We start from the raw sequence: 14,126 nt of genomic DNA, 5'->3' as shown, positions 1-14,126 counted from the left end.
GTTTAAGCTTCCTGATTAGTTGTTGTTTCTGCCGGACCACCGTTACGAGCGAAGTACTCTTTAGTCAGACGGAATACAACAGGGCTAAGCAGAGCCAGAGCAATCAGGTTAGGAATAGCCATCATTGCATTCAGGGTATCTGCAACAAGCCAGATGAAATCCAGACCTGTCGTTGCGCCAACAGGCACAGCAACGATCCAAAGCAGACGGTAAGGTTTGATCGCTTTGACACCTAACAGGAACTCAACGCAACGTTCGCCGTAGAAAGACCAACCGATGATGGTTGTGAAGGCGAAGACCGCAAGTGAGATAGCAACCAGATAGTTACCTACACCAGGCAGAGCTTGAGCGAATGCCGCAGAAGTTAGCGCTGCACCGGACTCACCTGATGTCCAAGCACCGGAAGTAATGATTACCAGACCTGTGATAGAACAGATAATGATGGTATCGATGAATGTACCCAACATAGCGATCAGGCCCTGACGAACAGGGTTCTTAGTCTGCGATGCTGCGTGAGCGATTGGTGCAGAACCCAGACCTGCTTCGTTGGAGAATACGCCACGTGCTACACCAAAGCGGATAGCCGCCCATACAGCAGCGCCTGCGAAACCACCTTCAGCGGCAGCAGGAGAGAAGGCGTGTGTGAAGACTAGATCAAGTGCTGCTGGGATTGCGTCAGCATTAATAGCCAGTACGACCAGACCTGCACCCAAATAAGCAATAGCCATCAGAGGAACAAGAGAACCGGCAACAGCACCGATACGTTTAATACCTCCAATCAGTACTGCGCCAACCAGAACCATCAGGATCAGGCCGGTTACCCATACATCCAGACCAAAATTGGAGTGAAGCACATCGGCAACAGAGTTGGACTGTACCGTGTTGCCGATACCGAACGCAGCGATTGCGCCAAAGATCGCAAAGGCGGTGCCCAGCCATGCCCATTTAGCACCCAGACCGTTTTTGATGTAATACATCGGACCACCAACGTGGTTACCTTCTTCATCAACTTCACGGTATTTAACTGCCAGAACGGCTTCGGAGAATTTGGTAGCCATACCTACCAGAGCGGTACACCACATCCAGAATAGGGCACCGGGGCCACCCAGGAATACAGCGGTTGCAACACCAGCGATGTTACCTGTACCTACGGTAGCGGAGAGAGCTGTCATCAAAGCCTGGAATGGTGAGATCTCACCATCTTTTTCTTCACCCTTCCTGGTGTTACGGCCTTCGAACAGAAGCTTAAAGCCTGTGCCTAATTTTAAAAGAGGCATTAGACGTAATCCCAGCATTAGGAATAGACCTACACCGAGAATAAGAACGAGCATCAACGGGCCCCATACGACTCCGTTAATTGCGCCAATTATAGAGGTTAATGTTTCCATAAACCGACTCCATCAAGGGTTGTTATTTTTATTTGCTTTCTCTTGGCACCTGTTTGTCCGCTTGCACTTGGTAATCGACCAGACAGGTTGATTGGAACTTTCTGCTTTCTTAAAGCTTCTTTATGTTTATTAAGTGACTTCGTTGCTGCTTAAGGTCTCATAAGTTGAGATAAATGGAGCAAAGAGTTACTTGGGAATAAAGTTTCCAATAGGAAACAAAGCTAGTTCAAAAGGAAATTTAATGCAACGAAAAATTTAGGTATAGGGTCAAGAAAGTGAGGGTTATTTATTAAAATTGTTTATAAACAGTAGCTTATATAACTTGAGAAAAATTTGAGATGGTAGGCTAAGCAAAATTAACAATCTGAATACAGAGAGTTTTTTACTCTAAAAGGAGGATTTAAAGTAAAAAACCGTGTTTCCAATAGGAAACTTTTTGTTGATTATAAGAAAAAGCACTGCTAGTCTGAAACCAGATTGACGAGAAATAGTTCAAAAACTGTTCGATTTCTCGGATAGGAAACACAGAATTTTCTTGGGTAGAGACTGTCATAACTATTAGGCAGTAACTCACCGGCTAAGAAGAACGACTAAAATAAAAAGAGCGGTTGAACCGCTGCGGAGATGGTAACATGCCATTAAGTATTTTTGATCTCTACAAGATCGGCATAGGCCCTTCAAGTTCTCACACAGTGGGACCTGTTGTGGCGGCTAATCGTTTTCTGGACGAGCTACGTGAGCGCGAGCAGCTTGAAGCTGTCGCTTCAGTACACGTAGGTTTATTCGGTTCATTGGCGATGACCGGTAAAGGCCATGCCACTGATGTAGCGGTAATGGTTGGCCTGTTAGGTGAGAAGCCAGATCTGGTTGATCCAGATAAAGTCCCTCACTATGTAGAAGAGATCAGAACTAGCTGTCAGCTGAATCTTGCAGGTGATCACCTGATCAGGTTCAACCCGGAGACTGATCTTCCATTCAATTTCGGTCAGTCCCTACCAAAACATCCCAATGGTATGCATTTCAAAGCCTACGATCAGGCTGGAATTATTCTGCATGACAATATTTTCTACTCTGTTGGTGGTGGTTTTGTCCTAAGTGATGCTGAAGCGGGTCAGGATAAAGCTGATCTTGAGCCTGAGTTCAAACTGCCTTTCCACTTTGATAACGGTGCAGAGCTTCTGGATATCTGTGAGAAAGAGGGCAGAAGTATTGCCGAGATCGTTCTGGCAAATGAGCTGACTTGGCATGAGCAGAATGTGCTGGAGGAGAAACTCTGGAACATCTGGCAGGTGATGGACAACTGCATCAAACGTGGTTGCAGAGAAGAGGGTGAATTACCGGGCGGTCTGCATGTTAAACGTCGTGCCCATGAGCTTTATGAAGAGCTGAAATCAAGCCCTGAAGCTGCCCTTAAAGATCAACTGACAGTCATGGACTGGGTCAACCTGTTTGCCATTGCAGTTAATGAAGAGAACGCTGCAGGTGGACGTGTTGTCACAGCGCCAACTAATGGTGCAGCAGGTGTTATTCCTGCAGTTTTGGCTTATTACGACCGTTTCGTTCCTGGTTCCAACAAGCAGGGTATTTTTGATTTCCTGGCGACCTCCGCTGCTATCGGCATGCTCTATAAAAAGAACGCATCGATCTCTGCAGCTGAAGTGGGCTGCCAGGGCGAAATCGGTGTTGCTTGTTCCATGGCTGCTGGTGCTTTGTGTGCAGTGATGGGTGGGACCAATCAGCAGATAGAAAATGCTGCTGAAATTGGAATGGAGCATAACCTGGGCCTGACTTGTGATCCGATTGGTGGACTGGTGCAGGTGCCATGTATCGAACGAAATACCATGGGCACAGTTAAGGCGATTAACGCGGCACGTCTGGCATTGCGTGGCGATGGTGAACACCACGTTCCTCTGGATTCTGTAATCGAGACCATGCGACAGACCGGTCTTGATATGCAGGACAAATATAAAGAAACCTCTCAAGGTGGGTTGGCCGTTAACGTGGTTGCATGTTAACCGCGGCCGCTGAATCAAGGGCCTATTCATACTAATTTTGTTATCGCTGCTGGTGGCTATTTTTGTGACCAGCAAGGCGGAAGGAGAGATATGTAGTGATTCTACATGAACGACTGAGAACGCAGTTGGGTGCAAAAATGGCCCCAGCCCTTCGGGTTGAGGCTAAAAAGCCACCACTTGTCGTTGCTCGTCTCTCATTTGGAATGACCAAACAGCGTTCCTCGCGCCTAAATTGGAGGCTTTTTAGTCACAACATCGGCAACAAAAATAGTGTGAACAGGCCCTACTAAAACAAAAATACGAGAATAAAATCATGAGTCACAGTGATCTGTATCGCAACGACACTGTTTGCGAAGCTTTTTTTACTCAAAATCTGGCTGAACGGGATGCAGAGCTGCTTGCCGCAGTAGATGAAGAGTTTGATCGTCAGGAGATGGGCATTGAGCTGATCGCTTCTGAAAATATCGTATCCAAAGCGGTTATGCAGGCGCAGGGTACTGTTCTGACTAACAAGTACGCTGAAGGTTACCCTGGCCGCCGTTACTACGGTGGTTGTGAGTATGTCGATAAAGCGGAAGGTCTTGCAATTGAACGTGCGAAGCAGCTGTTCGGTTGTGAGTTCGTTAACGTACAGCCCCACTCAGGTGCGCAGGCAAACGGTGCTGTAATGCTGGCTTTGCTGCAGCCGGGTGACACCGTAATGGGTATGTCTCTGGATGCAGGTGGTCACCTGACTCACGGTGCGCGTCCGGCACTATCTGGCAAATGGTTTAACGCTGTGCAGTACGGTGTATCCCGTGAAGATAGCCGTATCGATTACGATGAAGTTGAGAAGTTGGCAGTAGAGTGCCAGCCAATAATGATCATCGCTGGCGGCTCAGCTATTCCGCGTCAGATCGACTTTGCACGTTTCCGTGAGATCGCTGACAAAGTGGGTGCCTACCTGTTTGTGGATATGGCTCATATTGCAGGTCTGGTTGCGACCGGTGCGCACCCATCACCACTGCCGCATGCTCATGTTGTAACAACTACAACCCACAAAACTCTACGTGGCCCTCGTGGCGGCATGATCCTGTCTAACGATCTGGATCTGGGTAAGAAGATCAACTCTGCCGTATTCCCTGGTCTGCAGGGTGGTCCATTGATGCACGTTATCGCTGCTAAAGCAGTTGCTTTCGGTGAAGCGTTGCAGCCTGAGTTCAAAGCTTACATTGATCGTGTTGTTGAAAACGCACGCGTATTGGCGGGTGTCATGGTTGAGCGTGGTTGCGACATCGTAACTGGTGGAACTGATACTCACCTGATGCTGGTAGATCTGCGCCCTAAAGGGCTTAAAGGTAATGCAGCAGATGAAGCGCTAGAGCGTGCTGGTATCACATGTAACAAAAACGGTATCCCGTTTGACCCTGAAAAACCGATGGTGACGTCCGGTATCCGCCTGGGCACACCAGCAGGCACTAGCCGCGGTTTTGGTCCTGAAGAATTCAAACTGATCGGTAACCTGATCAGTGATGTACTGGATGGCTTGGTAGCTAACCCAGATGACAACTCAAAAGTGGAAGCTGAAGTACGTGCTCAAGTTGAAGAGCTGTGCAAGAAATTCCCTTTATATCGTTAATTACTCTATACCGAAAAACCAAAAGTTATAGGAAAAAAGATTATGAGCATTCCATCTAACTACCTTTTTACTCCAAGCCACGAATGGGTTCTGGATAACGGTGACGGCACTATCACTCTGGGTATCTCTGACCACGCACAGGAGCTACTGGGTGATGTGGTTTTTGTTGAGCTACCTGAGATTGGTCGCGAAGTTGAAACCGGAGAAGAGTTCTCCCTGGTTGAATCTGTAAAAGCCGCTTCTGATATCTACTCTCCAGTTTCTGGTGAAGTACTGGAAGTAAACGAAGCGCTGGAAGATGAACCAGAGACTCTGAATGGCGAGCCTTACACAGATGGTTGGATCGTTAAGATCAAACTGTCTGATTCATCTGAGCTGAGCAAACTGCTGAATGCAGATGCTTACGCAGCAACGATTGCAGAAGAAGGCTGATTGATCTGGGAGCCAGACTTGTAGGACTAATCAACCTGCTATCTGATTTCCACTGTCCCCAATCGGTTTTTGCAAAGGAGTCTGCAGGATTAATTCTCAGATTCCGTAGGCGAAGCGGTAGTGCAGGACCGCTTCGCACCCCAATATCTCATCGCAGAGCCACATGGCTTTCGATAATAAGAATTACAACAGGTTATTGTTATGACAGTAGAAACTCGCACTTTGAGTGATCTAGAACAGACGACTGATTTTACCCGTCGTCATGTTGGCCCGGATTCGGCACAGACTAAAGAGATGCTGTCCTCTTTGGGCTTTAATTCTCTGAACGAACTGATAACTCAAACGGTTCCTGATTCCATCCGTCTGGATGATGCGCTGGACATGGATGACAGTGTCACTGAAGCTGACACACTGGCATACCTGAAACAGCTGGCAGCAAAGAATGTTGTCAATAAATCCTATATCGGGATGGGTTATAGCAATACCCTGGTGCCAAACGTAATCCTGCGTAATGTGCTGGAAAACCCAGCATGGTACACCGCTTACACTCCGTACCAGCCAGAGATTGCACAAGGTCGTCTGGAAGCACTGCTGAACTATCAGCAGATGGTGATGGACCTGACCGGTATGGAACTGGCAAATGCTTCTCTGCTGGATGAAGCAACGGCCGCTGCAGAAGCGATGACGTTGTGTAAACGTTCCAACCGTAAGAAGAGCAATATCTATTTTGTAGCTGATGATGTTCACCCGCAGACGATTGATGTCATTAAAACTCGTGCAGAATATTTCGGTTACGAAGTAGTCGTAGGTAACCCGGAAACAGATCTTGAATCAGCTGATCCGTTTGGTGTTCAGTTGCAGTACCCTGGCAGTTACGGGGATATTAAAGATATCCAGTCGCTGATCGGAAAAGCTAAAGATCTGAAAGCGATGGTATCTGTCGCTGCAGATCCTCTGGCACTGGTACTGCTGAAATCACCTGGTGAAATGGGGGCAGACGTTGTACTAGGTTCCTCTCAGCGATTTGGTGTGCCGATGGGCTTTGGTGGCCCACACGCTGCGTTCTTCGCTTCCTCTGAAAAGCTGAAGCGTTCAGTTCCGGGTCGAATCATTGGTGTTTCTATCGATGCTAATGGTAATCAAGCGCTGCGTATGGCGATGCAGACCCGTGAGCAGCATATTCGTCGTGAAAAGGCGACATCGAATATCTGTACAGCACAGGCTCTGCTGGCAAATATGGCATCTTTCTATGCGGTTTATCACGGCCCAGAAGGCCTGAAAACAATCGCAGAGCGTGTACACCGTCTGACTTCTATTTTGGCAAATGGTTTGAAAGAGAAGGGTGTTCAGCTAAACGATACCTACTTCGATACCCTGACTCTGTCTTTTGTTGAAGGGCGTGATGAGATCTACCAGCGCGCACTGGATGCTGGCTGTAATCTCCGTCTAGTAGGTGATAACAAGTTGGGTATCTCCCTGGATGAAACCACTTCTGCTGACGATGTAGCACAGCTGTTTGACGTGATTTTGGGTCAAGGTCATGGCCTGTCTATTACTGAATTGGATACAGCTATCTCATCAGGAGCTGACACAGGTATTAGCGCTGCACAGCGCCGTGAAGATGCAATTCTGACTCACCCGACTTTCAACAGCTATCACAGCGAAACCGATATGCTGCGTTACCTGAAGAAATTGGAAAACAAAGACTACTCGTTGGTTCACGGCATGATCCCTCTGGGTTCTTGCACTATGAAGCTAAATGCTACGGCAGAGATGATCCCGGTTACCTGGCCTGAATTTGCAAACATCCATCCGTTTGCACCAGAAAACCAGACCCAAGGTTATCTGGAGATGATCAACGAGCTGGAAGCGGCTCTGGTCGAAATCACCGGATATGACAACGTATCCATGCAGCCTAACTCTGGTGCACAGGGCGAATATGCAGGTCTGCTAGCGATCCGTAAGTATCAGGAAGCCAACGGTGAAGGTCATCGCGATATCTGTCTGATCCCATCCTCTGCACACGGTACTAACCCTGCATCCGCAGCGATGATGGGTATGAAAGTGGTAATCGTAGAGTGTGACGAAAACGGTAACGTTGATGTAGCTGATCTGCGCGCTAAGGCAACTCTGCACAAAGATGATCTATCTGCGTTGATGATCACTTACCCATCTACTCATGGTGTTTACGAAGAAGAGATCGTAGAGATCTGCAGCATCATCCATAAAAACGGTGGTCAGGTTTATATGGACGGTGCCAACATGAATGCCCAGGTAGGTATCTCGAAACCAGGTTTGATCGGTTCCGATGTTTCCCACCTTAACCTGCATAAAACCTTCGCTATCCCGCACGGCGGCGGTGGTCCAGGTGTAGGGCCGATTGGTGTTAAAAGTCACCTGGCTCCTTACCTGCCGGGCCATAAAGTCAGCGCAACGGGTGTTGTCAGCGGTGACAACGGTGCGGTTTCAGCAGCGCCATACGGTAGCGGTGCGATCCTGCCAATCACCTGGGCATACATCAAAATGCTGGGTAAGTCCGGTCTGAAACGCTCTACTGAGCTGGCGATCCTGAATGCCAATTACATGACAGACAAATTGGCTGAGCACTATCCGGTTCTCTATCGCGGACGCAATGACAAAGTTGCCCATGAGTGCATTGTTGATATCCGTCCGGTGAAAGAGGAGAGCGGGGTATCTGAGGAAGATATCGCTAAGCGTCTGATGGATTATGGTTTCCACGCGCCGACTATGTCATTCCCAGTGGCTGGCACGTTGATGATCGAACCAACCGAATCTGAATCGAAAACAGAGATTGATCGCTTTGTCGATGCGATGGTGCAGATCCGCGAAGAGATCAACAAAGTTCAATCTGGTGTATGGCCTGCGGACAACAACCCGCTGTGCAATGCGCCACACACGCAAGCTGATGTGATGAGCGCTGAATGGGATCGTCCATACAGTCGCGAAGAAGCCGTATTCCCGAATGAGGCAACCCGCCTGAACAAGTTCTGGCCTGCGACTAACCGCATCGACAACGTTTACGGGGATCGTAATTTTATCTGTTCCTGCCCAGGCATTGATGCTTACCGGGACTAGTTAAAAGGGAGTCAGTGAATTCACTCAGGTTTGTTCGCTGATTCTTAAAGTCGAACGTTCCCTGGGAGATGTGAATCCCATTTCTCACATCTTCTCCGCAGTCTGTCAGCCACTGGCAGACTGCACCCTTTTAAAGAGCTTGGCATTACGAGGATAGATGTTTCAGAGCAAGGCAAATTCATTCGAGAAAGCACAGTTTACTGTACGTAAACGAGCATTTAGAGAAGGGATTTAACACCGCTATGGGACATCTAGGGCGTAATGCAAGATTTTTATTGGTGTGCATCCAACATCTGTTGGACGCTTTTGCGGGGTAGCTCTACCCCGCCTTTTTCCCATTTTAAGTTTTGTTCTCATTGAGAATGAAGGGGAGCTTTGTGCTCTCGAAATGGAAACAGTAGCCACTGTTTCAAATATAAAAATAACTAAATGATTAAGTAGGTCTAAATATAACGATGCTAAAAACTACTTTAAAACCTCTTGCGTTAACTCTTGCGGCAACAACTTTACTGACCTAAGCCCCTGCGGTTCTGGCTGATGTGAATGTTGATCTGCGTACCTTCTACTTCAACCGTGATTTCAGCGAAGGCAGTGCAGCAAGCCGTGAAGCACTAACACAGGCTTTGCGTGTTGATTACGTAGGGCAGGCAACTGACAACCTGAATCTGGGCGCATCCCTATTTGCTAACCTAAAACTGACTGATGATGGTGATGCTCACCTGACAGGTCTGTTGGATTCAGATGATGGTAACAGCTATGCCAAGCTGGGTCAGATCTATGCGGATTATAGCTTCAACGATTCAATCTCTATTCGTGTAGGCCGTTGGGTGATTGGCACCGTGCTGCTGAGTGATTCCGATAGTCGAGCAACGCCTTCTTCTACACAGGCGATTCAACTGACTAATCAGTTCGAGAAAGGTCAGGTTTACGCACTGTATACTGATCGTGCTTCATCTAAAACAGATACATCCTTTACGAAATATACCGATGCCAATGGTGATGATTACGGCATTGTGATTGTGGGTGGTGATCTGGCTTTGGAAAACGGTTTAACTTTGGCTGCAGCCTATGGTGATGCGGATGGTTACAAGCAGCAGGCTTTCCTCAATGCGGGTTTCCAGGTTAACGAAAACGTTGCACTGAGCCTGACCCACTACAATGGTGAAGGTGAGGGGACAAATGCCGCATTTGATTCTAATCTGACTAATCTGGCTGCTTCATATCAGTTCGATAACTTGAAACTGTCTGCTGCTTATCAAACTATTTCAGGCGACACTGGGTATGATTTCACTTGGGGTGGCGATGATGACAACGTGTTGCAAACTAGCCACTCGGTACAGATTATGGATTTCAACCGTCAGGATGAAGACTCCTGGCAGCTACGGGCTGATTATGCTGTCAGCAGTGTTAAAGGCTTATCTCTGATGGCGCGTCACACCTGGGGTGATTACACTGACAGTGGCAACACTGTTGATGAAGCAGAGACTAACGTTGATGTTGTTTATCAGCTACAGAGTGGTTCTCTGCAGGGATTGAATCTACATATGCGCCTTTCCAATGTAAACGCGGATGCGTATGACGATATCAATGAGGTACGTTTGATCGCTAACTATTCTTTTTAGAAGCGCTGAGGGCTCTTTCTAAACCCGCTAAAGGCTCTGCTAAATAGCTAGCTACTTTTGGCCTGCCGTATGACTCCCCTTCATGCGGCAGGTTTCTATCTATTTCAATGAGCGGGCATCAATCTGTTCCAGATCCAGAAGTGCATCACAGATCTGGGGTAAATTCTGACGATTCAGCCCAGCAATATTCAAGCGTCCCCCTGGGCCAAAATACAGAGCATGTTCCTGCCTCAGCCAATCCAGCTGTTTCTCATCTAATCCAAGATAAACGAAAAGCCCACGCTGTCCTTTAAGAAAATCATAAGCCTCAGATCCTTTTGCTTGTAGTGCCTGAATAAAGCGCTGGCGACACTCTTCTACACGAGAACGCGCAGCGTCCAGTTCTTGCTGCCACATATCGGTTAATTCTGCACTTGAGAGAATCGTGCGAACTACAGACGCACCATGAGCAGGGGGCATGTAGTAATTAGCGCATACCAAATTCAGAGTCAGGTTAAGCACCTGTATAGACACATCTGCGTTAACGCTGCGAACTATCAAAGCCCCGGTGCGATCGTTATACAGACTGAAGGTTTTAGAGGCGGAGTAGCAGAGCATCCATTCATCGTGGCACGACTCAATGGCGGTGAGTGATACCAGATCACCATCCAGTCCCTGATCCCAACCGTGATATGCCAGATCTAGAAGAGGGAGCAGTTTACGCTCAGCCATCAGCTGAGAAACTTGATACCACTGTTCCTTCGTCAGGTTACATCCGCTGGGGTTATGACCACAGCTCTGCAGTAGAACTACATCACCCTCGGGAATTGAGTTCAGATCATCACACAGTCTCGTAAAGTCGAGTTGTTTGCTATGAGCATCAAAGTAGCGATAAGTCGCTGTTGTTAACCCGGCACCGGTGAAGATAGGTTTATGGGTGGACCAAGCAGGGTCTGACAACCAGAGTTTTGCGCCGGGAATTGCACGGTTTAATAGCTCCCCAGCAATACGCAGTGCCCCAGTTCCTCCTGGCGTTTGGATAGACTGTATCGAATCAGAATCTAACAGAGGCGTACCGGAAAAGAGCATCTGACGTAGCAATCGGTTGAATTCAACATCACCTATAGGGCCAAGGTAAGCTTTACTCTTCTCATTCTTTTGCAGAATTAGCTCAGCCTCTTTTACGGCCTTAAAGATTGGTGTTGCTCCGCTACTATCACGATATACACCGATACCTAAATCATGTTTGTTCTTAGCTGGAGAGGCTTTGAAACTTGCCATGACTTTAAGAATCGGGTCTTCGAGTTCTGCCTTAACATGCTTCAGCATATATCAGCCCTCAATCGCCATACTTATCCTTAAGGGTAGACTGAAAAGCTTTACTGAGTGGAATTCTCTTAGTCGACGGGATTATTTTACTTGGTGGAACTCGGATTGAGCCTCGATCTGCTTAGTCCCCTAGGCTTACACCGTTTTGATTAGCTTCCTGCTATTAATTAACCAGTCTGTTTTTTGTGATCCTTGGCTATGCTTAATTTCATTGGGCGTTTGCTTATATGTTATTTAAAGATGGAGCAAAGTTATGCAGGGTTACACGGGAAGTATCGAAGGTATCTATATCGGTCAGCCGAAACCTATCGGACCGGATGATACGCCGACGGGTATTTTCAAAGAACCAGTCGATAGCTGTTTTCTATCCAAAACTGGGTTGGAAGGGGATATGCAGGTTGATCGCCGTGTCCACGGTGGGCCAGAGAAAGCGCTGTACCATTTTCCTGCTGATAACTACGCCATCCTTAAGCAAGCATTCGGTCATTTAGAAAGCGAATTTTTACCCGGTAGCATCGGAGAGAATATCTCGAGTACTGGTATTGATGACCAGCAGGTGCATATTGGTGACATTCTAAAAATAGGAGAAGCGCTGGTACAGGTATCGCAACCCCGTAGACCTTGCTGGAAGGTAAACCACAGATTCGGCAATGGTCATATGGCACCGGTACTGATGTCACAGGCGATCAGCGGTTGGTATTACCGTGTGATCGAAGAGGGGCAGTTGAAGGTGGGTGATTCGTTTGAGTTGCAGGAACGGTTGGAAGGAAGCGTACCCGTAGCTGAGGTTTGGAAAATCTTTGCTGAAATGCTTTCATCGAGGATGCCGCCGGAGGCGTTTAATACGGATATTCCAGGCTTATCGACTGAGTGGCAGTTTGGCTAGGTTTTGGATCTAAACGCTAATTAACATCTGTTACTTGGAAAGGTTAGCCCTTTCACGTAACAGCTTAATCAGATAAAGAGAGCCGTTCCTTTGATTCGCTTAGAGACTGGATAAAGTTGTCATAGCTTTGTTCAATAAACGCTTTACGCTTCTGTTTCATCTCATCGTAGGGAAGCTCATCATAAGCCATCGCTGCCGCTGACAGGTCTGTATAGGGTATGGATTGCCTAAGGTTATAAAGCTTTATCTGTGCTGATCTTATGCCCCAGCGCGCGGCATATCTTAACCATAGAATTCCGTCTTTCTGGTAACCCTCGTTTACTAGTAGGGTACCCAGATTTGAGGCGGCTTCATGAATACCTTGTCTGGTTGCTTGCATATACAAGGTTGAAGCGCGCTTAGTATCTAATGGAGTAGCACCAACTCCATGTTCAGCAAGCTGGCCTAACGCGTTGAGAGACTTCGGGTTTGACAGTGACTCTTGCCATAGTTGGGCAGCAAGGTCGAATTCACCTTCGTCATAAGCTGCTTTACCTTGATAATAAAGGCTTTGGTTCGCCGAGCAGCCGGCAATAGCAAACAGAGTAACCAGGCTGAGAATATATAGTTTTGAGATCATTGGGTTTATATGAATATTTAGAACAAGTTAGCGGGCGACCTGAGCTGTTAGTTTGTTAGCTTGATTGTGTCACAAATACATAGGCTGAAACATCATGGCGCTGAACAAATGGCTATGAACAGTTATGACTTTGTATCCGCTTTACTTATCTGCAATAGTCACGCTAATCGCTTTTAGAATTCAGTTGGTGGATGTTGTATTTAACTTTTATAGATGGAAGCAATTTCCGATGAAAATGAATTACTTTGTATTTGGTACAAATAACAAACAAAAAGCCGTCACTTTCTATGACACATTTTTTGAAGGTTGTGGGTTAAACAAGATTCACACTGAAGGTCGCATGACTCTGTGGGCGAAAGACGATTTTATGTTTGCTGTGGCTGAGCCTTTTGATGGGGAAGAGGCATCAAATGGCAATGGTACGATGCTGGGCTTTAACGTTGGCTCTGCTCAAGAAGTGGATCGATTGTATAAATTGGGCCTTGAATTGGGGGGCGTTAGTGAAGGTGAGCCTTGTGTGCGTTCGGGGAGGTATTCGGCGTATATCAGGGATTTGGATAAGAATAAGATTTGCTTATATGAGTGATCTTGTGTGCCTCATTAGTTCTCGATCGAGGTAGATTCTATGCGGACAGGCAGATTACTTCTAGGTTTATTTCCTTTCGTCAAAAGACGAGATAAGGGGAGAGGCTGATCTCCCCTTATCAATCCCCTGCAGCCCCACTGCTTGCCGGGCTTAGCCCGGTTCCCTGTGCGTTTCAGCTTTAATCGAGGGCTGCAGAACTCGGCCTTTCAGGCCTCAAACAGGCTTCGACCTTATTCGATTAAACCTTCCAATGCTCGGCTTCACAGAGGGGAGGATTGGCCCGTGCCGTATCTTGATTAAATAAACGGCAGTTGTTTTGATTTGGTTAGTAGGTTAAAACCTTAAATTAACCAGACAGATGGATGTCGAGCAGGCCCACAATTCCCATTTCAAATGCTAATAGTACAAGGAGAGTATCTGACCTTTCCCCATCATTAGAACCATTTCCTCGATGAGATTTTTCATCCTATGCTGCTTTGTTTTTAAATGCCACTGGTGACATATAACCCAGTGAACTATGTGGTCTGATATGGTTGTAGTGATGTCTCCATTGATT

Annotated in this window: 11 protein-coding genes; 7 read left to right on the top strand and 4 right to left on the bottom strand. The window is 47.1% G+C overall.

The window, feature by feature from the left end:
• Positions 1-2 precede the first annotated feature (2 nt).
• Positions 3-1,388, bottom strand: a complete 1,386-nt coding sequence (locus tag GY843_RS13840; protein ID WP_297310521.1) for a sodium:alanine symporter family protein — start codon at positions 1,386-1,388, stop codon at positions 3-5.
• Between the two features lie 632 nt (positions 1,389-2,020).
• Between GY843_RS13840 and GY843_RS13835 the strand changes: the two genes are divergently transcribed.
• The 5 genes from GY843_RS13835 to GY843_RS13815 all read left to right on the top strand — a co-directional run bounded on the left by GY843_RS13835 (position 2,021) and on the right by GY843_RS13815 (position 10,171).
• On the top strand, positions 2,021-3,403 hold the full coding sequence (locus tag GY843_RS13835; RefSeq protein ID WP_297310520.1) for an L-serine ammonia-lyase: 1,383 nt from the start codon (positions 2,021-2,023) through the stop codon (positions 3,401-3,403).
• 313 nt (positions 3,404-3,716) lie between these two features.
• Positions 3,717-5,021: a serine hydroxymethyltransferase gene (locus tag GY843_RS13830; protein ID WP_297310519.1), complete on the top strand. Its 1,305-nt coding sequence runs from the start codon at positions 3,717-3,719 to the stop codon at positions 5,019-5,021.
• A gap of 39 nt (positions 5,022-5,060) precedes the next feature.
• The gene (gcvH, locus tag GY843_RS13825; RefSeq protein ID WP_297310578.1) at positions 5,061-5,453 is read left to right on the top strand and encodes a glycine cleavage system protein GcvH; all 393 of its coding nucleotides are present in this window, start codon (positions 5,061-5,063) and stop codon (positions 5,451-5,453) included.
• Positions 5,454-5,654: 201 nt separating this feature from the next.
• Positions 5,655-8,549 (top strand): aminomethyl-transferring glycine dehydrogenase, encoded by a 2,895-nt coding sequence (gcvP, locus tag GY843_RS13820; RefSeq protein WP_297310518.1) that lies wholly within the window; start codon positions 5,655-5,657, stop codon positions 8,547-8,549.
• A 539-nt stretch (positions 8,550-9,088) separates the two neighbouring features.
• Positions 9,089-10,171, top strand: a complete 1,083-nt coding sequence (locus tag GY843_RS13815; RefSeq protein ID WP_297310517.1) for an OprD family outer membrane porin — start codon at positions 9,089-9,091, stop codon at positions 10,169-10,171.
• A 99-nt stretch (positions 10,172-10,270) separates the two neighbouring features.
• Here the strand turns inward: GY843_RS13815 and GY843_RS13810 are convergent, their stop codons facing one another.
• Positions 10,271-11,479, bottom strand: a complete 1,209-nt coding sequence (locus GY843_RS13810) for an aromatic amino acid transaminase (protein WP_297310516.1) — start codon at positions 11,477-11,479, stop codon at positions 10,271-10,273.
• Between the two features lie 253 nt (positions 11,480-11,732).
• Between GY843_RS13810 and GY843_RS13805 the strand changes: the two genes are divergently transcribed.
• Positions 11,733-12,365, top strand: coding sequence for an MOSC domain-containing protein (locus tag GY843_RS13805; protein WP_297310515.1), 633 nt, complete (start codon positions 11,733-11,735; stop codon positions 12,363-12,365).
• A gap of 64 nt (positions 12,366-12,429) precedes the next feature.
• Here GY843_RS13805 and GY843_RS13800 read toward each other — a convergent pair whose 3' ends face one another.
• Positions 12,430-12,984 carry a hypothetical protein gene (locus GY843_RS13800; protein WP_297310514.1) on the bottom strand — a complete coding sequence of 185 codons (555 nt, stop codon included), beginning with the start codon at positions 12,982-12,984 and terminating at the stop codon, positions 12,430-12,432.
• 229 nt (positions 12,985-13,213) lie between these two features.
• On the opposite strand from GY843_RS13800, the gene GY843_RS13795 reads away from it, so the two are divergent.
• A complete protein-coding gene (locus tag GY843_RS13795) occupies positions 13,214-13,570 on the top strand; it encodes a VOC family protein (protein ID WP_297310513.1) in 357 nt (118 codons plus the stop codon).
• Positions 13,571-14,036: 466 nt separating this feature from the next.
• Here the strand turns inward: GY843_RS13795 and GY843_RS21055 are convergent.
• A partial coding sequence (locus GY843_RS21055; protein ID WP_367183783.1) for an integrase core domain-containing protein occupies positions 14,037-14,126 on the bottom strand: 90 nt, incomplete at its 5' end.

Origin of the sequence: Neptuniibacter sp. (genome assembly GCF_024231755.1) — a bacterium.
Lineage (GTDB): Bacteria > Pseudomonadota > Gammaproteobacteria > Pseudomonadales > Balneatricaceae > Neptuniibacter.
Note: the sequence above shows the minus strand (reverse complement) of the source record. Positions and strands in the feature narration are given on the sequence as shown.